Below are 26536 nucleotides of genomic sequence, written 5' to 3'. Positions count from 1 at the left end.
TGCGGGGTTAGTGGATCCGCATGCCCGGCTGGGCGCCTTCCCAGGGTTCCAGAATGTAGATCCCGGGATTCGTGCCTTCGTCGGCGTGGCTGGCGGCCAGCACCATGCCCTCGGATACCCCGAAGCGCATCTTGCGAGGGGCCAGATTGGCGACCATCACCGTCAGTTTTCCCGTCAGATCCGCGGGTTTGTACATGGATTTGATGCCCGAAAAGACCTGGCGCAGCCGGCCTTCGCCGACGTCCAGCGACAGGCGCAGCAGCTTGTCGGATCCGTCGACCTCGGCGCATTCCACGATGCGGGCGATGCGCAGGTCGATGCGACCGAAATCCTTGATGTCGATCATGTCGGCGATGGGTTCGCCGCCCGGAATGGCGGCTGGTTCCTCGGGGGGCTCGAACAGGGCGTCGAGCTGAGACGGGTCCACGCGTTGCATCAGGTGCTTGAAGGCGGCGATCCGGGTGGGCAGATCGTCGGCGTCGGCCCAGACGTAGGACTGCGCACGGCCGAACAGTTCACGGGCGACGCGTTCGGTGAGCGCCGGCAGCACAGGCGCCAGCATCACTGACAGCGTCTGGAAACCGGCCAGGGCGCGCGAGCAGATATCCTGCAGCGCCGCCTGTTGTGCCGGCTCGGCCTGGGCGAAGCCCTTGGCCAGCACCCAGGGCTGGGCCGCGTCGAAGGTCTGATTGATGCGGTCGGCCTGCGCCATGATGCGGCGGATGGCACGGCCGTATTCGCGGGCTTCGAAATCGGCCTGGACTTCGGCCGTCACTGCACGCAGTTCGGCGCGCAGCGCATCGGTGTCGCCTGTGTACGCCAGCGCGCCGTCGAAATGGCGGGTGATGAAGGTGGCCGCCCGGCTGGCGATGTTCACGTATTTGCCGATCAGGTCGCTGTTGACGCGGGCGATGAAGTCATCCGGGTTGAAGTCCAGGTCTTCCACGTGTGCGTTCAGCTTCGCGGCAATGTAGTAGCGCAGCCATTCGGCATCCATGCCGATGTCCAGATAGCGCAGCGGCGAAATGCCGGTACCGCGGCTTTTCGACATTTTTTCGCCACTGACCGTGATGAAGCCATGCACGTGCAACATGTCCGGCACCTTGCGTCCGGAAAATTTCAGCGTAGCGGGCCAGAACAGCGCGTGGAAGTAGACGATGTCCTTGCCGATGAAGTGCACCTGTTCGGTCGTGCCGTCAGGGGCCAGCAGGGCATCGTAGTCCAGGCCCTGTTTGCGGCAGTATGCCTTCAGGGACGCCAGATAGCCCACCGGGGCGTCCAGCCAGACGTAGAAATATTTGCCCGGCGCATCCGGGATGGGAATGCCGAAATAGGGTTCATCGCGGGAAATATCCCAGTCGGCCAGATTCGCCTCGGCGCCTTCCGTGGTGCCCAGCCATTCGCGGGTCTTGCCCAGGACCTCGGATTGCAGCCGGGGTGTGCCGTCGGCGCGTCGACCGTTGGTCCATTCCTGCAGGAAAGCCACGCAGCGCGGGTCGGACAGGCGGAAGAAGAAATGTTCGGAGCTGCGCAGCACCGGCCGCGCCTTGGTCAGGGTCGAATACGGTTCGATCAGTTCGGTGGGACTGTAGACGGCGCCGCAGACCTCGCAGGAATCGCCATATTGGTCCTTCGCGTGGCAGCGCGGGCATTCGCCCTTGATGTAGCGATCGGGCAGGAACATGCCCTTGACTGGATCGTAGAACTGCTCGATCTCGCGGCTGTCGATGAAACCGGCTGATTTCAGGGCACGGTAGATATCCTGGGATAGTTCGACGTTTTCCGGAGAATCGGTGGAGTGCCAGTGGTCGAAGCGGACATGGAAGCCATTCAGGTATCTGGGCCGTTCGTCGGCATAGCGGGCCACCAGTGCCTGGGGGGTGATGCCTTCGGCTTCGGCCTTGAGCATGATGGGCGCGCCGTGGGCGTCATCGGCGCCGACGAAATGCACCGTGTGGCCCGCCATGCGCATGGCCCGCACCCAGGTATCGGCCTGGATGTATTCCATGATGTGGCCGATGTGAAAGGAACCGTTGGCGTAGGGTAGGGCAGTGGTGACGAAGATCGTGCGCGGCATGACGGGCGAAGAATGGGCGAAAAGAATTGATTCTAGCAGCCCGTCGGCGTGGCCCGACGTCAACGGCCGGGCGTCAGGGCCAGGCAGCCACCCCGATGCCCGGTCATCCTGCGCAACGGACCGGCGCCGCTACGCCGGATCCAGGGCAAAGGCATCCCCCGCGAATCAATGGATCTCGCGCATTTCGATGTCGGTGACGTCCTGGTGGCGCGAGGTGCCGTCGTGGCGCGGTCGGGCGCCAGGATGCTGCGGCATCGGGGGGCGGCGTCGTTCGGCCCAATAGGCCTTGACCCCGAAGGGACGGCCCTGCAGCCGCGCCACAATGTACAGCACACCGATGGCCAGCGCGGTCGAGGCCATGAAAATCAGCGCCATGATCAGGCCGAAGAAAGCCAGGATCAGAAACAGAACGGCGCGCAGGGTACGTTGGATGATGTTCATGATAGTAAGACTCCCGGGGCCGGGAAAAGTTGCGTCGGGATGCGGTTCACACAGCCCGGATATTGTCGGGCAACAGCGGCATCGTCGTGTCCATATCGGGGTCAATCTACGGATTTCCAGGGGAATCCGCTATGCTTCTGGTATCGATAGTTTTCATTCGGACCCCCCATGAGCACCACTTCTCAGGACATCCGCTCGGCTTTGTCGCGGGTGATCAATCCCGATACCCGGAAAACGCTGGCGGTGACCGACGCCGATCTGCAGATCGCTGCGGCGGGCGATGCATTTGATATCACTGTAACCCTCGGCTACCCGGTATTCAATGGCGAGCAGGCTTTGCGCCAGGCGATCCAGGATGCGCTGGCGGCGGCCGGCATCCGGCTGGGGGCCCTGAACTTCGATACGCGGATCGCCACCCATGCGGTGCAGCGCGGCTTGCGGCCTCTGGACAGCGTGCGCAACATCATCGCCGTGGCCTCGGGCAAGGGCGGGGTGGGCAAAAGCACCACGGCCGTCAACCTGGCGCTGGCCCTGCAAGCCCAGGGCGCGCGGGTCGGCCTGCTGGATGCCGACATCTATGGTCCCAGCGTCCCCATCATGCTGGGGCTGTCGGGCAAGCCCAAAAGCGCCGACGGCAAAACGATGGAACCCATGATTGGCCATGGCCTGCAGTCCAATTCCATCGGTTTCCTGATGGACGACGATGGGCCGGCCATCTGGCGCGGCCCGATGGTCACCCAGGCGCTCACGCAGCTGCTGTCGCTCACGAATTGGAACAATCTGGATTATCTGATCGTGGACATGCCGCCCGGAACGGGCGATATTGCGCTCACCATGGCGCAAAAGGTCCCGCTGACCGGGGCGGTGATCGTCACCACCCCGCAGGATCTGGCCCTGGCCGACGCCCGCAAGGGTCTGATCATGTTCCAGAAGGTGGATGTTCCTGTGCTGGGTATCGTCGAAAACATGTCCGTGCATGTGTGCTCGAATTGCGGGCATGTCGAACCGATCTTCGGGCAGGACGGCGGCCGCCAGCTGGCCGCCACCTACCACCTGCCCTGGTTGGGCGCCTTGCCGCTGCAGCTCGACATCCGCCAGGAAACCGACTCCGGGCGCCCCAGCGTCGTGGCCTCGCCCGACGGCAAAGCGGCCCAGCTCTATCATCAGATCGCTCATCAACTCGCCGTTCATGTCGCGGGGCAGCCGCTGGATGATTCCGGTGTACGCCCCAAGGTCGTGGCGCGCAAGACCTGATGCGCCGGGATGTCCTGAGCCAGTCCGCCCGGTCGTTGCTTTCCCGCCAAGGGGGCGGCAAACGCAGGTGGCGCGTCAGGACATCGTTCATGGATCCGCGCCTGGTGGTGCTGTGGGTGGGGCTGGCCCTGTGCCGGCCCGCGCTGGCGGTGCCCCCCGAGGTCATCATCGATCCCGGCGGCGCACCTCCTAAAGTTCTGCAGGCGATCACTCAGGCGGTCGGCGCCATCACGCGGCTGGCCGAAGACCAGGATGTTCGCGAGGTCTCCCGTCTGCGGCGGCGCGCCTGGGAAGCCGCGCAGGCCGCACTGCGGACTCAGGGGTATTTCGGCGCCACCGTCACGCTGGACGTGTCCGGGGGGGCGCCGGGGGGCGGGGAATTCTGGGAGATCACGATTGATCCCGGTACCCGGGCGCGGGTGCGAAATTTCGGGCTGTCCTTCCAGGGCGCGTTGGCCGGGCCGGCCTACGTGGCACGCCGCGAGGCGCTGAAGAAAGACTGGCTGCTCAAGCCTGGCATGCCCTTCATCAACGACGACTGGAGCAGCGCCAAATCGGGTCTGCTCGATGCCGTGACCGAACACGATTTTTATTACGGACGCCTCGACCCGACCCGCGCGGCGGTCGACCCGCAAGCGGCGCAGGCTGATCTTTCCGTGACGGTGGACAGCGGTCCGCCGGTGCGTCTGGGGGATCTGCAGGTCATCGGTCTGAAACGTGTTCCCGAATCCCTGATCCGCCGCTATGTTCAGTATGAACCGGGCGATCCCTACGATCAGCGGCAGTTGGAGGACTGGCAGCAGGCGCTGCAGTCCACGACGTTTTTTCGGGGGGCGTTCGTGACGCTGGCCAATGGCGCGACCGGTGAGGCCTCGGCGGGTGCCGCGGGGCAGGCGCCCCATGCCGGTGCCGGGCCTGTCACACCGACGCCGGGGCAGACATCCCCTCCGTCGGGAGACGCGCCGGTCACGCTGCCGGTGCGTGTTCAGGTCACCGAGGCGCCCGCCCGCTATTTCAGCGGGTCCCTGGGTGCCGACAGCGACCATGGCGTGCGGGTCGAGGGCTTGTACCGCCAGAACGTGGTCCATGGCCTGCCGGTCTGGATCGAAACCGGGGCGGGTGTGGATATCGACCGCCAGCGGGCGTTTTTCGACGTCCACCTGCCCCCCGGCAGCGATGGCAACAAGGACAGCGTCGGCGTGTTGTACGACCATTCCGACATCCGGGGGCTGGAAAACAGCCGCACCGGGCTGGGCTGGAAACGCACCCAGCAGCGCAAGGCGGCGGGCGCCAGCCGGGTCGAATACGAGGTGACCTGGGGGGCGCTGGTCGCCTACGACAAGACCCGGATTTCAGGGGCGAACAAATACGAGGTCCCCAGCTGGGCGGCAACCTGGCAATGGCTGCGGCGCGACGTCAACGCGAAATACGATCCGCGCGAGGGCAATCTGGTCGAATTCGGATTGGGGGTGGGGACCACGCTGGACACGGGCAAGGCCTTTTACCGCAGCAGCCTGCGCGCCCAGCAATGGTGGCCGATTGGCGATCGTGACGTGCTGACAGTGCGCGGCGAGATCGGCAAGGTCTGGTCGCATACCGATCGCCTGCCCCAGGATTTTTCCTGGCGCACCGGCGGTTCGCGCAGCATCCGGGGATATCGCTACGACAGCATCGGCCTGCAGCGTGGCGATGCGGTGATCGGCGCGCCCGTGCTGGGGGTGGCCGGTATCGAATACACCCACTATTTCACGGAATTGCTCGGGGCCAACGTATTCATCGATGCCGGCGATGCCGCGCCGTCCTTCAAGGATTTCGACTGGCATCTGGGCTATGGTGTGGGGCTGGCGGTGCGCACCCCGGCCGGGCCCTTCAACGTCGATGTCGCCTGGGCCCAGAAGGATCAGCGCCTGCGGTTGCAGTTCTCGCTGGGGATCGCGTTTTGAACCCCGGGAAATGGATCCTTCGCCGTTGCTGGCGGGGCCTGCGGGTCTTCGGGTTGTGGGGACTGCCGCCGCTGGTGGCGGCGCTGGTACTGCTTCTGGGATTTGCCTGGTGGTGCGTCGACAGTCAGCCCGGCACCCGATGGCTGTTGCGCACGGCGGCCGCCCAGTTCGACGGCCAGGTCCAGGGCGTGCATGGATCCATCCGCGATGGCCTGTACGTCGAAGGCCTGACGCTGTCTTTGCCGGACGCCGACATCCGGGTCGTGGGCCTGCACCTGAAGACGCTGTGGTCGGAACTCCGGGATCGCCGTCTGCACATCAACGACCTGTCGGCTGTGCGCGTGGACGTGGCGGTGCGGACGCCACCGGCCGCCGCGCCGGCCTCGTCCGCCCCCTTTCGCATGCCGGCGCTGCCGTTGAGCCTGCGGGTGGACCGTTTGTCGCTGGGGGGGCTGGGCCTGACGGTCGATGGGGAGAAGCCGCCGGTCGATCTGCTGTCCTTGTCCACAGCGCTGACCCTGGATGCGCGGACGGCCACCGTGATGCTGGACGAACTGCGGGTGGCGCACGACGACACGCTGCTGTCCTTCAATGGCAACCTGGCTCTGCGCGGGCTGGCACAGCCCTGGCCCCTCGAGCTGAATCTGCATGGGTCGGCGCAGGACCGAAGCGCGCACTCCCCGGTGTGCTTCCGGCGGATTTCGCAAGGACCGGAAGCCGTCAGCCAACCCTGCCGCGTCGATCTGGACCTGCGGCTGGCGGGGACGCCGGATGCCTTTCATCTCCGCGCCAATGCCCAGGGTCAGGGCCTGACGCTCAAGGCGGATGCCGACATCCTTCCGACGCAGACGTTTCCGCTCGGGGCCACCCAGGTCGAGCTGACCCTGCCGGATCAGGCGGGCCTGACGCTGAAGGTCCGGCCCGGACAGCCGGATGCCGATGGTCTGCGGCCGCTACAGGCCGTGTTCGACGCCCGGCAACTGGTCCTCACCCCCTGGCTGCCCAGGGGACTCGGGCCGTCGAGGCTGGATGTGCAGGGCGAGCTGCGGGCGCGCCTGACGGGCGACCACCAGCTTCAGGACGCCGGGCTGACGGTCGCCGTGGACAAATCCAGCCGCTGGAACGGTCAGCCGCTGGCTGGTCATCTGAGGCTGGCCAGACTCTTCCGGGCGCAGGGGCCGCTGTTGGACGTGGCGGCGGGGGCGCCCCTGAATCCGCTGGAGATCCGGGCCGATGGCCTGGATGTCGCGCTCGATCTCGGCCGCGATCGTATCCGGCTGGACGGCAATGTGTCGGCCGATCGCAGCCGGCTGAAGCTCGATGCGGGTTTGCCGTCGCTGGCGGCTGTGTGGCCTGGGCTGCCTGGAAGCGCCGAACTCAAACTGGATGCCGATGGTTCGCCCGCCCGGCATCGGGCGTCCCTGCAGGGCCGCTATGTGCCGGACGCCTCGCGCGCTGGCGTCCCCGGCAGCGCGCCGGTGGATTTGCAACTGGCGCTTCAGGGGGACTGGTCATCGGACAAGGGCTGGCAGGGGCGGATCTCGGGGCTGCAGGTTCGTCATGCCGGTGCGCAGCTGCGCAGCGAGGGCGCGATCCCGGTGATGCTGGCCATGGTTGCTGACGGCCTATCGGCAAGCGGCACCAGCCGCCCGGAGTCGCTGCGTTGGCAGGTCGGCCAGGCGTTGCTGGACCTGTCACTGGACGGACAACCGCTGTTGCAGGTGCGGCATCAGGCATCCGGCGGGCAGGCCGGCAAGTGGGATACCCGAGGCCGGATCGATCCGCTGACGGTGACGCCCGAACGCATCATGCGGATCCAGTCCTGGCTAGGCAAGGCCGGACAGCGGACGGGCGGGGTGCGAACGGCGCTGTCGGAGCAGGCGCAACGCAGCCGGCTGGACCTGCGGCTGGACTGGGACCTGAAATTCGCCGGCGCGCTCGCGGGCGACATCCATCTGACGCGCCAGAATGGCGAGCTGATCGTGCCGGGTGACGTGCCCATCCACTTGAAACTGGATACCGCGCGCCTGGACGTGGCGATCAGGCCGACGGCGGCCACAGTCAGCCGGGCGGCGCTGGATCTGCAGGTCGTGACGCGGGACATGGGGAGCATGCGCCTGCGCGCCGATACGCCGATCCACGGCATGCCGGGCGGGGGACTGGGCGTGCGGCCGCAGGACGAAAAGCACGTCCACCTGGAAGCCCAGTCCGAGGACCTGTCCTGGGTCAACCTGCTGTTGGGCGGGGCCGCCGAGATCGGCGGAACGGTGCATGCCGATATTCAGGGGCGCAGCCAGCCCAATGGCCGCTGGGTGCTGACGGGGCCGCTGCGTGGCGAGAACCTGCGCCTGCTGATGGTGGACCAAGGGGTGCGGCTGCTCGACGGCACTCTGCAGGCGCATTTCGATGGCATGCAGGTGGTGCTCGACCATCTGCGGTTTCCGGCGGTGCGCCGTGTGACACCCAAAGAGTGGCGGACCGCGACCTGGGTGGCGGAAAATCCCGATGCTCAGAACGGCGACCTGGATGTCACTGGTCAATGGGACCTGTTCGCGCAGCAGGGGCAGGTCAATGTCGCCTTTCGCCGCTACCCGATTCTGCAGCGTTCCGACCGCTACGCCATGATCACGGGCGACCTGCAGGTGCGAGCGACGTTGCCGCGGATCGACCTGACGGGCAAGATCGTGGCTGACGCGGGCTGGTTCGATCTGGACATGCTCAGCAACATTCCCTCGCTCGACAGCGATGTGGTGATCCTCGAGCCGGGGCAAAAGGCGCCGATGCCGGCTGCGCCACCGCTGGACGTCCGCGCCGACCTGTCCATCGATCTGGGGCCGCGCTTCTATTTGACCGGATATGGCGTGAATTCCGGCCTGATCGGCCGCCTGGATCTGCGACTGCGCGAGGGCAAGCTGACCGCCCTGGGCGCGCTGCGCACCCGGGGCGGGTCGATCGACGCCTACGGTCAGCATCTGCAGCTGCGTCGCGGCACGGTGACGTTCCAGGGCGACATCGCCAATCCGGTGCTGGACATCCAGGCCTTGCGCACCGACGTGGCCGTGCAGGCGGGTGTGCAGGTGGCCGGCACCGCGCGGCGGCCGCGCATCGATCTGGTCTCGATTCCGGTCGTCAGCGAAACCGAAAAGCTTACCTGGCTGCTGCTGGGGCATGGCCCCGACGAGGGGGGTGGGGACATGTCGCTGCTCTTTTCCGTGGGCAGCTCCTTCCTGTCGAGCGGCGAGCCGTTCTACAAGCGCTTCGGTCTGGATGAGCTGAGCATGCGCACGGGCGAGCTGGGCAGCACGGGCAGCATCCTGCCGGTGCAAAGCGTGGTCAGCGGCCTGGATACCGCGGCGAGCCCCATCGAACAGCGCTTCGTGGTCGCCAGCAAGACCTTGAGCGAGAATCTGAAGATCAGTGCGGAACAGGCGCTGGCGCAGACGGGAACCGTCGCGCGCCTGAGCTATCGGCTGATGCGCGGCCTGCAGGCGGAGGCGACGGTCGGCACGGTCAGCGGCCTGGCGCTGGTGTATCGCTGGTTCTCGATGGATTGACCCTATCAGTCGCCGGAATCACACATCGGTGCCGGATCGGGTTCGACGGACCTGGATTTTCTCTTAAAATACCGCAACATTGCATCGAGGGTGTCCATGAGCATCAAGAACGACCGCTGGATCCGCAGCGCGGCGCAGGCCGGCATGATAGAGCCTTTCGAGCCCGGGCAGGTGCGCACGGTCAATGGCCAGAAGATCGTCAGCTATGGCACCAGCAGCTATGGCTACGACGTGCGCTGCGCGCGCGAATTCAAGATCTTCACGAACATCAATTCCTCGATTGTGGACCCGAAGGCCTTCGATGCCAGGTCCTTTGTGGATTTCGAAGGCGATGTGTGCATGATCCCGCCGAATTCCTTCGCTCTGGCGCGCACGGTCGAATATTTCCGCATCCCGCGCACCGTGCTGACGGTCTGCCTGGGGAAAAGCACCTATGCCCGCTGCGGCATCATCGTCAACGTCACACCGTTGGAACCCGAATGGGAAGGCCATGTGACGCTGGAATTTTCCAATACCACTCCGCTGCCCGCGAAAATCTACGCCGGCGAGGGTTGCGCCCAGATGCTGTTCTTCGAAAGCGACGAAGTCTGCGAGACCTCGTATGCGGATCGGGGCGGCAAATATCAGGGGCAACAAGGGGTGACGCTGCCGCGCACCTAGTGTCCCGTCCGCACGCGGAACGGGAATGTTCTGAACGCTGAAAGTCCTTGGCGGGTGTTGCAAAGCCCGCCGAGGCGTTTCGGGTCGCACCCGCGGCCCTTACGGTGATTGCCATGAAATTTCGCTTTCCCATCGTCATCATCGACGAAGACTATCGTTCCGAGAATGCCTCCGGATTCGGCATCCGGGCCCTGGCGTCCGCCATCGAGGCGGAAGGGGTGGAGGTTCTGGGCGTCACCAGTTATGGCGACCTCAGTTCGTTTGCGCAGCAGCAAAGCCGCGCCAGCGCCTTCATCCTGTCGATCGACGACGAGGAATTCGACGAGGATTCCCCGGAAGATGTCGCCAACGCGATCAAGAACCTGCGTTCCTTCATCGGCGAGCTGCGCTTTCGCAACGAGGACATCCCCATCTATCTGTATGGTGAAACCCGGACCTCGCAGCACATCCCCAACGACATCCTGCGCGAACTGCACGGCTTCATTCACATGTTCGAGGACACGCCGGAATTCGTGGCGCGCCACATCATCCGCGAGGCCCGCGCCTATCTGGACAGCCTGGCGCCGCCGTTTTTCCGCGAACTGCTGGACTATGCCTCGGACGGGTCCTATTCCTGGCACTGCCCTGGGCACTCGGGCGGGGTGGCCTTCCTGAAGAGCCCGGTCGGGCAGATGTTCCACCAGTTCTTCGGCGAAAACATGCTGCGCGCCGACGTCTGCAATGCGGTCGACGAACTGGGACAGCTGCTGGATCACACGGGTCCGGTGGCCGAATCCGAAAAAAACGCGGCCCGCATCTTCCATGCGGATCACTGCTTCTTCGTCACCAATGGCACGTCCACATCCAACAAGATCGTCTGGCACGCCAACGTGGCGGCGGGCGACGTGGTCGTGGTGGACCGCAATTGCCACAAATCCGTCCTGCACGCCATCACCATGACGGGTGCGATCCCGGTGTTTCTGCGTCCCACGCGCAACCACCTGGGCATCATCGGGCCGATCCCGCTGGAAGAATTCGATCCGGAAAACATCCGGCGCAAGATCGAGGCCAACCCCTTTGCGCGGGAAGCCGTCAACAAGCGTCCCCGTATCCTGTCGCTGACCCAGAGCACCTATGACGGCGTGATCTACAACGTCGAGATGATCAAGGAAAAGCTGGGTTCGTACATCGACACCCTGCACTTCGACGAGGCGTGGCTGCCGCATGCCGCGTTCCATGAATTTTACGAGGACATGCACGCCATCGGGCCCAACCGCCCGCGCAGCCACGACACGATGATCTATGCGACGCACTCCACGCACAAGCTGCTGGCGGGCCTGTCGCAGGCGTCCCAGATCGTGGTGCAGGATTCGGAAACCCGCAAGCTGGATCGCAACATCTTCAATGAAGCCTTCCTGATGCACACCTCGACCTCGCCGCAGTACGCCATTATTGCGTCCTGCGACGTGGCGGCGGCCATGATGGAACCCCCCGGCGGCACCGCGCTGGTCGAGGAATCCATCCGCGAGGCGCTGGACTTTCGTCGCGCCATGCGCAAGGTCGAATCCGAATTCGGCAAGAACGATTGGTGGTTCAAGGTCTGGGGGCCCAACCGCCTGGTGCCCGAAGGCATCGGTAACCGCGAGGACTGGATCCTGGGCTCGGGCGACGAATGGCATGGCTTCGGTGATCTGGCCGAGGGTTTCAACATGCTCGACCCGATCAAGGCCACTGTCGTCACGCCGGGCCTGGACATTTCGGGGACGTTCGCCGACTCCGGAATCCCGGCGGCGCTCGTGTCCCGCTATCTGGTGGAACACGGCGTGGTCGTCGAAAAGACTGGCCTCTATTCCTTCTTCATCCTGTTCACCATCGGCATCACCAAGGGCCGCTGGAACACGCTGCTGACCGCGCTGCAGCAGTTCAAGGACGACTACGACCGCAATCAGCCGTTGTGGCGCGTGCTGCCCGAATTCAACCGCGCGCACAAGCGCTACGAGCGCATGGGTCTGCGCGATCTGTGCCAGGAGATCCACGAGGCCTACCGCCATTACGATTTCGCGCGCCTGACCACGCGGGTGTATCTCAGCGACATGGTGCCGGCCATGCGCCCGGCCGATGCCTATGCGCGCATGGCGCACCGCGAGGTCGAACGAGTGCGGGTCGAACACCTGGAAGGCCGCGTCACCGGCGTTCTGCTGACCCCGTACCCGCCGGGCATCCCTCTGCTGATCCCGGGCGAACGCTTCAACCGCGACATCGTCGACTACCTGAAGTTCACCCAGGAATTCAACCAGCAGTTCCCGGGCTTTGAAACGGATGTTCATGGCCTGGCCTACGAGACCGACGAACAAGGCCTGCGGCACTATTACGTGGATTGCATCCGCGAGCAAGACTGATTGGACGAACCCGGATATCCGATGCCGCGTTCCGATGGTATTTTTGACGTCGCGGTGATCGGCGCGGGCGCCGCCGGCATGATGACGGCGGCGGTGGCCGGTCAGCGCGGGCTGCGGGTGGTGCTGATCGATCATGCCGAACGGCTGGCGGAAAAGATCCGCATTTCCGGGGGTGGCCGCTGCAATTTCACCAACCTGGGGACCAGCCCGGCCCAGTTCCTGTCGCGCAATCCGGATTTCTGCCGCTCGGCCCTGCGCGCCTATGGGCCGCGGGATTTCCTGGATCTGCTGCGCACGCATGGCGTGTCCTGGCATGAAAAACATCGCGGGCAATTGTTCTGCGATGACTCCAGCGAATCGATCATCGATGTCCTGCGGCGGGAATGCGAGGCGGGCGGTGTCGCCTGGCGCATGCCCTGCGCCGTGCGGTCCGTAGCGCGTGAGGATGGCGGTTTCATGCTGGCCACCGAGAGTGGGACGATCCGTGCCGCGCAACTCGTGCTGGCAACCGGCGGCATGGCGATCCCCCAGCTGGGCGCCACCGACTTCAGCCTGCGCGTCGCGCGCCAGTTCGGTCTGAAGATCGTCGAGCCGCGCCCGGCGCTGGTGCCGCTGACGTTCGACGCCCAGGCCTGGCAGCCCTTTGCGGCCCTGTCTGGTGTTGCGCTGGAAGTCCGTCTGTCGCACGAAGCATCCAGTCCGCAGGAGCGGACGAAGCGGCACCGCGGCCCGGCTCGCACCGAATTCTTTGAAGATCTGCTGTTCACGCATCGAGGTCTGTCGGGCCCTGGCATCCTGCAGATTTCCAGCTATTGGCAGCCGGGCGACCCGATCCATATCGATCTGGCGCCTGGCCAGGCCGTGGCCGATATCCTGATCGCCGCCAAGTCGGGCGGTCGTCAGACCCTGCTGACGGCCTTGTCCGGCATCTGGCCCCGGCGACTGGCGGAAGCCTGGCTGTCCGAAGACAGCGGCCGGCGTCTGGCCGACATCCCTGACCGCCAGCTGCGCGCCCTGGGTGATCGCATCCGGGACTGGACCTTGTGGCCGACGGGCACGGCCGGCTACAAGAAGGCCGAGGTCATGAGCGGTGGGGTGGATACCGGCGAGCTCGACCAGCGCAGCCTGCAGGCCCATCGCTGTCCGGGGCTGTACGTCATCGGCGAAGCCGTGGACGTCACCGGCTGGCTGGGTGGTTATAACTTTCAGTGGGCCTGGGCGTCCGGTGTGGCTTGCGGGCGGGCGCTGGTCCGCCTGTAGCCCGCAAGTGATTCACGAACAGCTGGGCAGCCGTTGGTAGAGAATCTGTCGATCGCACGCAGATGTTCAGCGCCCGTCTCGCCCAGGGTTCGCGAATAGGGATCGTATGAATATTGAATATCCGCGAATAGCGTTTGGCGAGCGTCGCCGGCAGCACGCCGATTCCTAGGCCCGAATCGATCATGAAGCACAGGGCATCGAACCCGGTGACCTGAACCTTGATCTTCATTTCCCGATTGCGGCTGCTGGCGGCGTTGGCCACGATGTGATTGATCGCGCTGCCGGTGTGCAAGCCGATGAAGTCGTATTCCAGGGCATCCGTGAAGCGGAAGCCGGGTTTTCCGATCAGGGGGTGCCCCTTAGGGACGATCAGGCACAGGACGTCTTCCCGGTACGGCAGCACTTCGACGTCGTGTTCCACGTGGTGGGTGCCGGAAAACAGACCGACGTCGGCGGCGTTCTCCTGGACGGACTTGATGACGGAAGAGCTGATTTTTTCCTCCAGGTGTACTTGAATGTTGGGGTAGATCTCCAGAAAGGTCTTGATGTCCTGGGGGAGAAACTGGGTGATGACCGAGATGTTTGCGTAGACACGCACGAAGCCCCGCACGCCGCTTGCGTACTCGTGCATTTGAACCGAAATTTCGTCGAGTTCATGCAATGCGCGCCGAGCCATGCTGAGCAAGGCCATGCCTGCCATGGTGGGTTGGATGCCCTTATTGGTCCGTTGCAGCAGGAGAGTCTTGAGTTGTTGTTCCAGTTCGCTGATGCGCTTGCTGACCGCTGCGGCGGCGATGTGCTCGCGTTCGGCGGCGGCGGCAATCGTGCCTTCCTCGATGACGGCGATGAACAGCCTCAGGGATATGGGGTTCAAGTACATATTGGGACCCGTGATTCGATGGCCGCTGTGTGTTTGTCATCGTGTTTTGCGATGGCAGCCTCATCAATGAATGCTTCAGCGGTTTTATCCGCGTTGATAGACTGACGCAGCTTTACCGGGCCTTGTGACCGGGTGCCTTCAAGCCATCAACGGAGACAAACATGCAAGCGCGAATGCGCAATGGCTCGCTGTTCAAGCAGCAGGCCTATATTAACGGCAAATGGTGCGATGCCGATTCCGGGCGCGTACTCGAAGTCCACAATCCCTACGACGGTACGGTGCTGGGGACGATTCCGGATCTGGGTGCCGCTGAGACGATCCGGGCCATCGAGGCCGCCGAGGCGGCCCAGCAGGCGTGGGCGACAAGGACAGGAAAGGAGCGCGGCGCCATTCTGCGGAAATGGCAGGCCCTGATCGAGCAGAATGCGGATGACCTGGCGCTGATCCTGACCCTGGAACAAGGCAAGCCGTTGGCTGAAGCCCGTGGCGAACTGAACTACGCGCTGTCGTTCGTCGAGTGGTTTTCCGAAGAAGCCAAGCGGATATATGGCGACGTGCTTCCGCCCACCCGCGCGGATCAGCGCCTGATGGCGATCAAACAGCCTGTGGGAGTTTGTGCCGCCATCATCGCCTGGAATTTTCCCTCCGCGTTGGTCACGCGCAAGGTTGCGCCTGCCTTGGCCGCCGGCTGCGCCGTGGTGTTGAAGCCCTCAGAGCTGACGCCCTATACCGCCTTGGCCCTGGTGGCCCTGGCCGAGCAGGCGGGGCTTCCTCCCGGCGTGCTCAATGTGCTGACCGGCGCGCCGGCCGCCATCGGGCGCGAACTGACGCAGCATCCCTCGGTCCGGAAACTGACCTTTACGGGCTCGACCGATACCGGGCGGCTCCTGATGCAGCAAAGCGCCTCCAACATCAAGAAGTTGTCGCTGGAACTCGGCGGAAATGCGCCATTCATCGTCTTCGAGGATGCCGATCTGGATCAAGCGGTGGATGGGTTGATGGCCTCGAAATTCCGGAATGCGGGTCAGACCTGCGTTTGTGCGAATAGGGTCTATCTGCAGGACAGCATCGCCGATGCGTTCACGGAAAAGCTGACCGCCAGAGTGCGGGCGATGAAGCTAGGCAATGGCCTTGAAGAAGGCGTGGATCTCGGCCCCCTGATTGATCAGCGCGCCGTGAAGAAAGTCGTCGGATTGGTCGAGGACGCTGTCGGCAAGGGCGCTGTGCTGCGGGCGGGCGGCCGCCTGTCGGTCGAAGGCGGGCTGCTCTATGAACCGACGGTGCTGCAGGGCGTGACGCAGGACATGCGCATTGCGCATGAAGAAATCTTCGGACCGGTCGTGGCGCTGGCGACGTTCAGCACCGAGTCGCAGGTCCTGTCGCTGGCCAACAATTGTGAATCCGGCCTGGCGGCATATTTCTATACGGATGACCGCGTGCGGATCCAGCGGATGCTGGAAAAGCTGGAATATGGGATCGTGGGAGTCAATACCGGTACCGTGTCCAACGAGGTTGGCCCTTTTGGTGGCGTCAAATCCTCGGGCCTGGGCCGCGAGGGCTCGAAGTACGGCATCGAGGAGTTCCTCGAAATCAAGTATGTTTGCATGGCGGCGGCATGAGCACTGAGTCTTTCGACTATGTCATTGTGGGCGCAGGCGCCGCTGGGGCAATCCTGGCCAATCGCCTGAGCGCCGATGGTTCCACGGTCTGCCTGCTGGAGGCCGGTCCATCCGACTGGCATCCTTTCCTGCATATTCCCGCCGGCTTCATCAAGGTCGTGTTCAATCCCACGTATGCATGGCAGTTCACGACAGAACCGACCGAACTCACCGCTGGCCGCCGCATTCCCATTCCCCAGGGGCGCGTCCTGGGTGGTTCCTCTTCGATCAACGGCCTGGTCTACAACCGAGGTCAGCAGAGTGATTACGATCATTGGGCTGATCTGGGTAATCCGGGGTGGGCCTTTCGCGAGGTACTGCCTTATTTCAAATCCATGGAGCGTCATAGCGGCGGTAGCGATGAGTATCGGGGACGTTCAGGCGAGCTGCCCGTCAGTAACATGGATTGGATTCACCCTTTGTGCGAGGCCTTCATCCAGGGTGCGGCGCAGCAGGGAATGCCGCGGACGGCGGACTATAACGGCGAGTCGCAGGAAGGTGCTGGGTATTTCCAGCGGACGATCGATCGCGGCTGGCGCATGAGCACCGCGCATTGCTTCCTGCGGCCGGTGCGGCGCCGTCCCAACCTGACGATCAGGACATCGGCTCAGGCGGCCAGGATCATCATCGAAGACCGCAAGGCCCGGGGTGTCCAATACAACCACCCGTCGGGCGGGCCGGCCCGTACGGTGCTGGCGGCCAAAAGCGTCATTGTGGCCTGCGGCGCCATCAATACGCCCAAGCTGTTGATGCTGTCGGGCCTGGGACCAGCGGCACACCTCCAGGAAACCGGTGTGCCGGTGGTGCGTGATCTGGCTGGGGTGGGTCAGAATCTCAGCGACCATTATTCCGTGCGTCTGGTGGCGCGCGTCAAGGGGTGCGATACCCTGAACGAACTGTCGCGCGGCCTGCGGCTGGGGCGGCAGATTTTCAACTGGGCGACGAAAAAGCCCAGCATCATGGCGCTCAGTCCCTCTCTGGTGCACTGGTTCTGGAAATCCGAGCCTGGACTGGACAGGGCCGATCTGCAGGGCGTGTTTACGCCGGCCAGCTACAAGGAAGGCTATGTGGGCCGGTTGGATGATTACCCCGGCATGACAGTCGGTGTCTGGCAGCATCGGCCACGCAGCCGCGGGCATGTGCGCCTGCAATCCCCCGATGCCGCCGCTGCGCCACTGGTCCAGCCTAATTACCTGTCCGACTCGGACGACCAGCGCGTGTTGATCAACGGCGTGCGTCTCGCGCGGGAGCTGTTGCGATCCAAGGCGCTGGAACGGTATTTCGATGGCGAGACTCTGCCAGGCGATCTGTGTCGTTCCGAGGATGAATTGCTCGATTTCGTGCGCCACGTCGGTGTGTCTTCCTACCACCTCAATGGTACGGCACGCATGGGGCCGGCGAGCGACCCGATGGCGGTGGTCGATGCCAGATTGAAGGTGCATGGTATCGATCACCTGCGCGTGGTGGATTCGTCGGTCATGCCCTCGATTCCATCGGCCAATATCTGCGCGGCCACCATGATGATCGCCAACAAGGCGGCTGACATGATCCTGGATGACTAGTCCTGGCAACGTGCTGGACGATATTTTTAATTTTCACCAAATCAAATATTGGAGACAACATGTTTGAATCTACACGCAAGACCGTCTTTTTTTCCAAGCTGCTGCTGGGGGTCGCCCTAGCGGGAACGACGGCGCTGTCCCAGGCCGAGACGATCAAGATCGGCTTGAACAGCGACCTGTCCGCGACCGGCTCCGCCGACTTTGGTATCTCGGCCAGGGCGGGTGCGACCGAAGCCATTCGTGAAATCAATGCCGCTGGCGGCGTGCTGGGCGAGCAGCTGGAACTGGTCACCCGCGATGACGTCGGTTCACCACCCAAGGCGATCCAGAACACCAATGAGCTGGTGAACAACATCGGGGTCAAGGCAATGCTGGGCGGGGTGAATTCGGGCAATATGCTCGCGTGGCTGCATCTGGTGCAAAACAAGAAGATCCCGACGATTTCGCCGGTCGCGACCGCGACCGACATTACGGCGCGCTACACCAAGGCGCCCCAGAACTACATCTTTCGTGTCTCCATGCGCGACAAGGATCAGCTGACTCTCTTGACCGCTTATGCAGCCAAGGCCAGCCCCAAGGGCAAGATCGCCATCATTGCCGATACCACCGGATATGGTCAGCAGGGCGCCAAGGACGCGGTCGAGTTGTTGGCCTTGCATGGCATCAAGCCTGTCGCTGTCGAAAAATTCGGCCCGGCCGATACCGACATGACCTCGCAGCTCAACAAGATCCGTAGCGCCGGCGCCGATACGCTGATCGTGTACGCCCTGTCCGACGCCAATGCCCACGTCATGCGCAGCCTCGAGAAGATCGATTACTCACCGACGACGCTCGCCTCGTGGGCCAACCTGAGCTCTCCGTTCGTGCGCATCGCGGGCGCTGATCTGGCCAAGAAGATGATTTTCACGGCATCGATCACCGAAGATTCCTCGGCGCAATCCAAGGCTCTGTACGAAACGCTGCTCAAGGCCAATGACGGTCGCCTGCCCACTTATGTGATGGCTGCGCATGCCTACGATTCGGTCAAGCTGCTGGCGGCCGCCATGGAACAGGCGCACTCCACCGATGGCGAAAAAGTTCAGCAGGCGCTTGAAAATCTGAACAAGGTCAAGGGCGTGATCAAGGAATATGACCATCCCTTTACGCACGAGAATCACGAGGCGTTGTCGTACAAGGATTTCCGCTTGGTCCGTTGGCAGGATGGAACCGTTGTGTCGGTCAATGACAAGATCACCCAATCCTTGACGGCCGCCGACCTCAAGCAGTAAGCGCCGCTACCGCGTACGTTCGCGACGGCTGGCGGTCTCTCTGTCGGGGCCGCCAAGCCTCCTTTTGAGTGCACATTATGGAAATCCTGCAAGCCATCTTCAGTGGTCTGGCCGTGGGCAGCGTTTATGCCTTGATCGCTTTTGGGTTCAGCATCACGTATACCACCACGAAAACCTTCAATTTCGGTCAGGGCGCGTTTCTCGCTATTGCGGGCCTGATCGGTGTCAATGCAGTCTTGCTTTACAGCCAGGGCCGCTTGACGGGTCTGCCGGCGATCTCGGACATGAGCTGGGGTGCGTTCTTGTTTGCTCTGGCAGTCAGTATCGTCGTGTTGTCCGTACTGGGGTATCTGCTGTACGTCACGGCGATCCAGCATTTCGTGGGTGAACATGGCTTGTCGTGGGTGATGAGCACGATCGGCTTCGGCATCCTGGTCCAGAACATCGCTTTGATGATCTGGGGGCCGGCGCCCATTGCACTGGGTTCGCCATTGGGCGACGACGTGATCTTCATCCTGGGCACAGGCGTGCGGCCGCAGGAAATTTTCGTCTTCTGCGTCACGCTGGTTCTCATGGTGGTATTCGACTGGGCGCTGCATGCCACGAAATTCGGCAAAGCCGTCCGTGCTGTGGCCTTCAGCAAGTCCACAGCTAGCCTGATGGGAATCAACGCCAATGCGGTTGCCATCGGTGTGTTCGTGCTGAGTTCCGCTTTGGCGGCAATTGCGGGGGTCATGATCGCGCCCATCGCAACGGCGTCGGTCTTCGTGGGGACGCTGCTCGCACTCAAGGCGTTTTCCGCGGCGATCCTGGGCGGTCTGGAAAATCCGCGTGGATGCATTTTCGGCGGCTTCCTGATTGGTCTGATGGAATCGACAATCGGGCTCTTCTATTCGAATCTGCGCGAGATCGCCGTCTTCGCCGTGATCATCGTCGTGCTGTATTTTCGCCCCGCCGGGCTCTTGGGCAAAGTGCAGGTGGAAAAAGTATGAAGATCAAAAAAATCTTGCTGCCGCTTTGCGTTGCGGCGCTGGTCATCGGCCTTGCATATTCCGGGCTGAATGACTTTTATCTGCTGATAATTTTCAATATTGGCGTCTATCACATTGCCGCGACCGGATTCAATATCCTGGTGGGGCAGGCAGGCCAGAAATCGTTGGGGCATGCCGGTCTGTTCGGTGTGGGGGCTTACACCGTCGCTCTTTTGACCGTGGAATATCAGGTCGATCCTTGGCTGTCGCTCGTGGCTGCCGTGGTGGTCTCGGCTGCGTTCGGGGTCGTTGTGGCGATTCCCGCCTTGAAAGTGCAGGGTCCGAGCCTGGCCATGGTGACGATCGCCTTCGGTTTGCTGATCGAAAAAATCGTCGCCGAATGGACGGATGTTTTCAAAGGCCAGCAGGGCTTCTATGGGATTGGTGTGCCGATGATTGACGGCATGCCGCTCGATAGCCGGCAGTGGGTAGTCATCGTTGTCGTGTTGGGCTTGTTGTTGTATGCCATGACGTCGAGTTTGCTCAATAGTCGTTTCGGTCGGGCGTTTGCCGCCGTCCGGACTTCGGAAATCGCAGCTCAGAGCGTCGGCATCAGCGTCCTGCGTTTCAAGACACTGGCTTTCGTGATCAGCGCGGTCACCTGCGGTCTGGCTGGAGCGCTGGTTGCGCAGCAGAACCAGTACATCAATTCCGATTTCGTGAATTTCAATCTCTCGGTCTTTCTGCTGGTACTGGTGCTGTTTGGCGGTCGGACGCCGGCTGGCGCCTTCATGGGCTCCGTGGTGCTGGCGCTGATCGATGCGTTCTTGGCGCGTTGGCCCGAGGTGCAGCACTTCGTCTACGGCGGGATTCTGCTTTTCGCCCTGTATTTCATGCCGGATGGCATCGCCGGCGTCGTGGATGCATTCAAGCGGCGGCGAGGGTTGGTCTCCGTGGAGGACGCAGGCGATGTCGATGCGGATGCCTGGTCGCGTTCAGCGCATGCCGGCGCGTCTGCGTCCGCTGGCCCCCTATTGGAGGTCACCGACCTGTACAAGGCGTATGGCGGCGTCGTGCCCACCAACAAGGTGTCTTTCGTGCTGCAGCGTGGGACGATCACTTCCTTGATCGGGCCCAACGGCGCAGGCAAGACCACGACGCTGAACCTTTTGTCGGGCTTGGTGCCTGTCGATGCGGGGCGCATTGTGTTCCTGGGCCGGGATATCACGGCCTTGCCGGCTGATCGCGTGGCGGCGCTGGGTCTGGGGCGCACCTTCCAGAACCTCAAGCTATTTCATGGGTTGAGCGCGATCGAAAATGTGATGGTCGGCCTGTACCGGGTTCAGAAATCCGGGTTCCTGTCCAACCTTTTGAACTTGCCCAGCCGGCGGCGCGAAGAAGCCGCCATCCGGACGCGGGCGTACTCGATCCTGAAATTCTGCGAATTGGAACGGTACGCGCACGAGGAGGCCAACAGTCTGCCCTATGGCTTGCAGCGCAGGCTGGAAATTGCCCGCGCGGTGGCGGCCATGCCCGAGGTGCTTCTGCTCGATGAACCTGCGGCGGGCCTGAATCCCAGCGAGACCGATGAACTGACCCACCTGATCGTCAAGCTCAAGGAGCGCGGCCTCACTATCTTGCTGATCGAACACCATATGGACCTGGTGATGGCGATCTCGGATCACATCGTCGCATTGGACTACGGTACCAAGATCGCGGCTGGCCTGCCCGATCAGATCCAGCGCGATCCCAAGGTGATCGAAGCCTATCTTGGCGCACCGGCATAGGAGTCGAGAATGAACCATCTACTGGAAATCAAGGATCTCTCCGTCAATTACGGCGCTGTGCATGCGCTCAAGGGGGTGTCGCTGCATGTGGATACGCATGAAGTCGTCACCCTGATCGGCGGCAATGGCGCCGGCAAGAGCACATTGATGCGGGCTTTGTCGGGAATCGTGCCGGCGGCTGGCGTGATCCACTTCGAGGGCGCCGACATGCGCCCGGTGAGCGCGCATCGGCGCGTCGGGAAGGGCATTGCGCACGTCCCTGAAGGTCGCCAGGTGTTCCCCGATCAGACTGTGCACGACAACCTGATGCTGGGCGCCTATCTGCGCAAGGAAAGCGCACAGCAACTCGCCCGTGAGATTGACCGGTATTTCCAGATGTTCCCCAGGCTGGGTGAACGCCGTCATCAGGCGGCTGGCACTTTGTCGGGTGGGGAGCAGCAGATGCTGGCCATCTGCCGGGCGCTGATGAGTCGGCCCAAGCTGCTGATGCTGGATGAGCCTTCCCTCGGGCTGGCGCCGCTGATCGTGGCTGATGTGTTCAAGATCATCAAGTCTCTGCGCGACGAGGGGATCACGATCCTGCTGGTCGAACAGATGGCCAATCAGGCGCTGGCGATTTCCGACCGGGCCTATGTGCTCGAGGTCGGATCCATCGTCATGGAAGGTAGCGGCCAGGAGCTGCTGCTCAGCGACAAAGTTCGTGAAGCGTATTTGGGCAAACAGAAGCAGTAAGTGAGACAACGATGATCAAGCCATTGAAGGGAATCCGTGTCATCGAGATGGGCCAGCTGATTGCCGGTCCATTTGCAGCCAAGATGCTGGCCGAGTTCGGCGCCGAGGTGATCAAGATCGAGCCGCCCGTCAAGGGAGACCCCCTGCGCAAGTGGCGCTTGTTGCACCAGGGGACCTCGGTCTGGTGGGAAGTCCAGTCGCGCAACAAGAAGTCCATCACGCTCGATTTGCGTCAGCCCGAAGCCCAGGACGTCGTGCGCCGCCTCGTGCAGGATGCGGATGTCGTCGTCGAAAACTTCAAGCCCGGCACGCTGGAGCGTTGGGGCCTGGGGTGGGAAGAGCTTTCCGGCGTCAATCCCCGCCTGGTGATGCTGCGCGTATCCGGCTACGGACAGACGGGGCCGTATCGCGATCTGCCGGGTTTTGGCGTGATCGGCGAGGCCATGGGGGGGTTGCGTCATTTGAGCGGGGAAGCAGGCCGCCCGCCAGTCCGGGTGGGGGTTTCCATCGGTGATTCCTTGTCGGCCCTGCACGGGGTTATTGGCGTGTTGCTGGCATTGCGTGCGCGGGATTTGCCGGGTGGCACGGGGCAGATGATTGATGTGGCTCTGTACGAATCCGTCTTCAATATGATGGAAAGCCTGTTGCCGGAATATTCCGCCTTCGATGCGGTCCGGCAGCCGTCCGGCAGCAGCCTGCCGGGGATCGCACCCAGCAACGCATATCTCTGCCAGGATGGCCGATATGTGCTGATCGCCGGTAATGGGGACAGCATTTTCAAGCGTCTGATGCAGGCCATCGGACGCGAGGATTTGGCCGGCGACCCTGAACTTGAGAGCAATGACGGGCGTGTCGCGCAGGTCGATCAGATCGATAGCGCCATTTCGGCCTGGACCGCCAAATTGCCGCGTGACGAGGTGATCGCCCGCCTCAATGCCAGCCAGATCCCGGTGGGCAGAATCTACGACATCAGTGACATTGCCAAGGATCCCCACTACCTGGATCGGGGCATGATCCTGGATGCGGCCCTTGCCGACGGCACGCCCATCAAGGTACCGGGCATCGTGCCCAAGCTCAGCGCTACGCCGGGCGAGATCCGGAGCCCCGCGCCCCGCCTGGGCGAACATACCGAAGAGGTGCTGGGGGCGCTGGGATTCGATGACGCCATGCTGGCGGATTGGCGTGCACGAGGGTTGATCTGAGACACACGGATCAGGGTCGGCCAAATAAGGAATTGACGATGCAAAGCAGTAATGGGAAGCGGCTGTACATACAGGAAGTGGCCCCGCGTGACGGGTTTCAGAACGAAAGCCGGTTCATCGAAACGGACGACAAGGTCGCCTTGATCGACCGCCTGTCCGATTGCGGCTATGCCAAGATCGAGGCGACCTCCTTCACATCCCCCAGGGCTATCCCCGCCTTGCGTGATGCGGAAGAGGTCATGGGTCGCATCCGGCGCAATCCAGCCGTCATCTACACGGTGCTGGTCCCGAACGTGCGTGGCGCTGAGCGCGCGGCGGCGTGTGATGTGGATGAAGTCAATCTGGTCATGTCTGTCAGCGAGACCCATAATCGCGCCAATATGCGCATGACCCGCGAGCAGTCTTTCAGTCAGCTCAGCGAGATAATCCGGATGCTGCGTGGCACGCGTACACGCGTGAACGTATCGCTTTCCACGGCTTTTGGCTGCCCGATGGAAGGCGACATCGACGAGACATTCATGTTTGACCTGATGGACCGGTTCGCCACGCAGGGGGTTGCAAGCCTCACCCTGTGTGATACCACCGGGATGGCGTACCCCTCGCAGGTCGGTTCGATCGCAGCGCGTGCCCGGCAGCGGTTCGACGGTCTCGAGCTGGTGATGCATTTCCATAACACGCGTGGCATGGCGTTGGCCAATACGCTGGCGTCGCTGGATGCGGGGATCGAGCGGTTCGACGCCTCTTTGGGCGGCTTGGGCGGGTGCCCGTACGCTCCTGGAGCCAGCGGAAACGCATGCACAGAGGAACTGGTGCATATGCTGGACCTGATGGGTTATGACACCGGTATTTCCATGGAGGGCATCCTCTCCGCAGGCGCCTTGCTCCCGGGGCTGGTGGGTCACGAAACGCCTAGCCAGATCCAGAAAGCAGGGTTGCGCTCGAAGCGGCATCCCGCACCCAGCTTTTCATGAAGGCCTGGCCCCTGAGTTTTGACGGACACACTCAGCCGATTGTTGTCCACCCCAATTTCAGGGTATATTTTGCCCTTGCTGTCACTCGATGCGGGTGGGAGAGCGCCGCTTGACGATCAGGCGGCCGCCGAAGGCGCAATTCGCCCAGAATCGCTCAGGCACCCTGTACCATCCGCATGATGCCGCGTGCGCATCGCAGCATTCTGGAGAGATCCGCCCCCCAATCGGGGACGCGGGCGCCGAAGGTGAACCCTCGCTACGTGGGGCAACTCTCAGGCAAAAGGACAGAAGGGCGCTACTGGCACGCGTGCCACCCTGTTTCCTTGTCCGGAGCCCTCCATGCCCGCCCAGACCCCTTTGTTTGATACCCATGTCGCCCTCGGCGCGAAAATCGTCGATTTCGGTGGCTGGGACATGCCCCTGGCCTATGGTTCCCAACTCGAGGAACACCATGCCGTGCGGCAGTCCGTCGGCATGTTCGACGTTTCCCACATGCTCAACGTCGACGTCCTGGGGGCCCGCGCGCAGGACTTCCTGCGCCATCTGCTGGCCAACGACGTCGGCCGCATCGTCGGTACCCCCGGCAAGGCCCTGTATTCCTGCATGCTGCGCCCCGAGGGCGGCGTGATCGATGATCTGATCGTCTACTTTTTCGCGCTGGACCGCTGGCGTGTCATCGTCAATGCCGGTACGGCCGACAAGGACCTGGACTGGATGCGCCAGCAGGCCCAGCCTTTCGGCGTCACGGTCACTCCCCGGCGCGACCTGGCCATGGTGGCCGTCCAGGGCCCGAAGGCCCGCGAAACCGTCTGGTCCGTGCATCCCGACTGGAAACCCGCGACCCAGGACCTGAAGCCCTTTACCGGTACGCTGATCGATGAAAACACCCTGGTGGCGCGCACGGGCTATACCGGCGAGGACGGTTTCGAGATCGTCCTGCCGGCCACGGCCGTCAAGGCTTTCTGGGATGCATTGGCCGCCGCTGGCGCTCATCCTTGTGGCCTGGGTGCCCGCGACACGCTGCGCCTGGAAGCCGGCATGAATCTGTACGGCCAGGATATGGACGAAACCGTCCACCCGCTGGAATCCGGCCTGGCCTGGACCGTGTCCCTGAAGGACGACGCGCGCGACTTCATCGGTCGCGCAGCGCTGCAATCGGCGTCCCATGCTCGCGAATTGGTCGGTCTGAAGCTGCTGGATCGCGGCATCATGCGGGGCCACATGAAGGTGCGCACAGCTCAGGGCGAGGGCGAACTCACCAGCGGCTCCATGGCCCCTACGCTGGGTTTTTCCATCGGCCTGGCCCGCGTGCCGGCCGGCGCCGCGCCGGGCGACCGCGTCGAAGTCGAGATCCGCGGCAAGTGGCTGCCGGCGGAAATCGTGCGCCCGCCGTTCGTGCGCAACGGCAAGGCGCTGGTGTAACGAATTGGATCATGACGCCCGCCGTTCCCGGGCGTCATTCATGCATCATCCTTTATAGTGATTCCCGCGTGGTTCCGCCAGACTGTGGCGTTCCAACATTTCCTCATTTCAAACCATCACGATAGACGGGGTTAACCATGTCCATTCCCAATGACCGCAAATACACGGCTTCCCACGAGTGGGTGAAGGCTGACGGCGACTGCTTCCTGGTCGGCATCACCGACGACGCGCAGGATCAGCTGGGCGATCTGGTGTTCGTCGGCGACGTCCAGGTCGGCGCGCAGGTGTCGGCCGGCGACACGGCCGCCGTGGTCGAGTCCGTCAAGGCCGCATCCGACATCTACGCGCCGGTGGCCGGCGAGATTGTCGCCTTCAACGAAGCGCTCAACGACCAGCCCGGCCTGATCAACGCAGGCGCCTACGACCAATGGATCTTCAAGATCCGTCCGGACAATGCCGCCGACATCGACGGCCTGATGGACGCTGCCGCCTACGAGGCGCAAGCCTGAACGAATT

19 protein-coding genes and 2 riboswitches are annotated in these 26536 nt (G+C 63.1%); of the genes, 16 read left to right on the top strand and 3 right to left on the bottom strand.

All coding sequences use genetic code 11. The features are described 5' to 3' along the window. Positions 1-7 precede the first annotated feature (7 nt). Both metG and ABCV34_RS08925 read right to left on the bottom strand, forming a co-directional pair. Positions 8-2077, bottom strand: a complete 2070-nt coding sequence (metG, locus tag ABCV34_RS08930) for a methionine--tRNA ligase (protein WP_345795876.1) — start codon at positions 2075-2077, stop codon at positions 8-10. A gap of 165 nt (positions 2078-2242) precedes the next feature. Then, positions 2243-2518: a hypothetical protein gene (locus ABCV34_RS08925; RefSeq protein WP_345795875.1), complete on the bottom strand. Its 276-nt coding sequence runs from the start codon at positions 2516-2518 to the stop codon at positions 2243-2245. 168 nt (positions 2519-2686) lie between these two features. On the opposite strand from ABCV34_RS08925, the gene apbC reads away from it, so the two are divergent. The 6 genes from apbC to ABCV34_RS08895 all read left to right on the top strand — a co-directional run bounded on the left by apbC (position 2687) and on the right by ABCV34_RS08895 (position 13567). After that, positions 2687-3772, top strand: coding sequence for an iron-sulfur cluster carrier protein ApbC (apbC, locus tag ABCV34_RS08920; protein ID WP_345795874.1), 1086 nt, complete (start codon positions 2687-2689; stop codon positions 3770-3772). Positions 3773-3861: 89 nt separating this feature from the next. Further along, positions 3862-5715 (top strand): BamA/TamA family outer membrane protein, encoded by a 1854-nt coding sequence (locus ABCV34_RS08915; protein WP_345795873.1) that lies wholly within the window; start codon positions 3862-3864, stop codon positions 5713-5715. Then, the gene (locus ABCV34_RS08910; RefSeq protein ID WP_345795872.1) at positions 5712-9269 is read left to right on the top strand and encodes a translocation/assembly module TamB domain-containing protein; all 3558 of its coding nucleotides are present in this window, start codon (positions 5712-5714) and stop codon (positions 9267-9269) included. Before ABCV34_RS08915 ends, ABCV34_RS08910 begins: the two co-directional genes overlap by 4 nt. A 96-nt stretch (positions 9270-9365) precedes the next feature. Then, positions 9366-9929, top strand: a complete 564-nt coding sequence (gene dcd, locus ABCV34_RS08905; RefSeq protein WP_345795871.1) for a dCTP deaminase — start codon at positions 9366-9368, stop codon at positions 9927-9929. A 113-nt stretch (positions 9930-10042) separates the two neighbouring features. Then, on the top strand, positions 10043-12307 hold the full coding sequence (locus ABCV34_RS08900; RefSeq protein WP_345795870.1) for an arginine/lysine/ornithine decarboxylase: 2265 nt from the start codon (positions 10043-10045) through the stop codon (positions 12305-12307). 21 nt (positions 12308-12328) lie between these two features. Continuing rightward, positions 12329-13567, top strand: coding sequence for an NAD(P)/FAD-dependent oxidoreductase (locus ABCV34_RS08895; RefSeq protein ID WP_345795869.1), 1239 nt, complete (start codon positions 12329-12331; stop codon positions 13565-13567). Here the strand turns inward: ABCV34_RS08895 and ABCV34_RS08890 are convergent. Beyond that, positions 13485-14447 carry a LysR family transcriptional regulator gene (locus ABCV34_RS08890; RefSeq protein WP_345795868.1) on the bottom strand — a complete coding sequence of 321 codons (963 nt, stop codon included), beginning with the start codon at positions 14445-14447 and terminating at the stop codon, positions 13485-13487. The two genes, ABCV34_RS08895 and ABCV34_RS08890, sit on opposite strands and share 83 nt — an antisense overlap. A 161-nt stretch (positions 14448-14608) precedes the next feature. Between ABCV34_RS08890 and ABCV34_RS08885 the strand changes: the two genes are divergently transcribed. From ABCV34_RS08885 to gcvH, 10 genes are all read left to right on the top strand, one after another. Beyond that, a complete protein-coding gene (locus ABCV34_RS08885) occupies positions 14609-16066 on the top strand; it encodes an NAD-dependent succinate-semialdehyde dehydrogenase (RefSeq protein WP_345795867.1) in 1458 nt (485 codons plus the stop codon). Beyond that, a complete protein-coding gene (locus ABCV34_RS08880; RefSeq protein WP_345795866.1) occupies positions 16063-17667 on the top strand; it encodes a GMC family oxidoreductase N-terminal domain-containing protein in 1605 nt (534 codons plus the stop codon). The genes ABCV34_RS08885 and ABCV34_RS08880 overlap by 4 nt, the downstream gene beginning before the upstream one ends. 59 nt (positions 17668-17726) lie before the next feature. After that, positions 17727-18935 (top strand): ABC transporter substrate-binding protein, encoded by a 1209-nt coding sequence (locus ABCV34_RS08875; protein WP_345795865.1) that lies wholly within the window; start codon positions 17727-17729, stop codon positions 18933-18935. A gap of 113 nt (positions 18936-19048) precedes the next feature. After that, positions 19049-19927, top strand: a complete 879-nt coding sequence (locus tag ABCV34_RS08870) for a branched-chain amino acid ABC transporter permease (RefSeq protein ID WP_345798746.1) — start codon at positions 19049-19051, stop codon at positions 19925-19927. After that, positions 19924-21693: a branched-chain amino acid ABC transporter ATP-binding protein/permease gene (locus ABCV34_RS08865; protein ID WP_345798745.1), complete on the top strand. Its 1770-nt coding sequence runs from the start codon at positions 19924-19926 to the stop codon at positions 21691-21693. The genes ABCV34_RS08870 and ABCV34_RS08865 overlap by 4 nt, the downstream gene beginning before the upstream one ends. A gap of 9 nt (positions 21694-21702) precedes the next feature. After that, positions 21703-22425 carry an ABC transporter ATP-binding protein gene (locus tag ABCV34_RS08860; protein ID WP_345795864.1) on the top strand — a complete coding sequence of 241 codons (723 nt, stop codon included), beginning with the start codon at positions 21703-21705 and terminating at the stop codon, positions 22423-22425. 11 nt (positions 22426-22436) lie between these two features. Continuing rightward, complete coding sequence (locus ABCV34_RS08855) at positions 22437-23627, top strand: CoA transferase (protein WP_345795863.1); 1191 nt, start codon at positions 22437-22439, stop codon at positions 23625-23627. Between the two features lie 38 nt (positions 23628-23665). Further along, a complete protein-coding gene (locus tag ABCV34_RS08850; protein ID WP_345795862.1) occupies positions 23666-24598 on the top strand; it encodes a hydroxymethylglutaryl-CoA lyase in 933 nt (310 codons plus the stop codon). 85 nt (positions 24599-24683) lie between these two features. Next, a riboswitch (glycine riboswitch) is annotated at positions 24684-24779 on the top strand. Between the two features lie 12 nt (positions 24780-24791). After that, positions 24792-24896, top strand: a riboswitch (glycine riboswitch). Positions 24897-24937: 41 nt separating this feature from the next. Next, the gene (gene gcvT / locus ABCV34_RS08845) at positions 24938-26020 is read left to right on the top strand and encodes a glycine cleavage system aminomethyltransferase GcvT (RefSeq protein ID WP_345795861.1); all 1083 of its coding nucleotides are present in this window, start codon (positions 24938-24940) and stop codon (positions 26018-26020) included. 137 nt (positions 26021-26157) lie between these two features. Further along, positions 26158-26529 (top strand): glycine cleavage system protein GcvH, encoded by a 372-nt coding sequence (gene gcvH / locus ABCV34_RS08840; protein WP_345795860.1) that lies wholly within the window; start codon positions 26158-26160, stop codon positions 26527-26529. Positions 26530-26536: the final 7 nt, after the last annotated feature.

It is taken from the genome of Castellaniella sp. MT123 (assembly GCF_039614765.1).
Lineage (GTDB): Bacteria > Pseudomonadota > Gammaproteobacteria > Burkholderiales > Burkholderiaceae_B > Castellaniella.
Note: the sequence above shows the minus strand (reverse complement) of the source record. Positions and strands in the feature narration are given on the sequence as shown.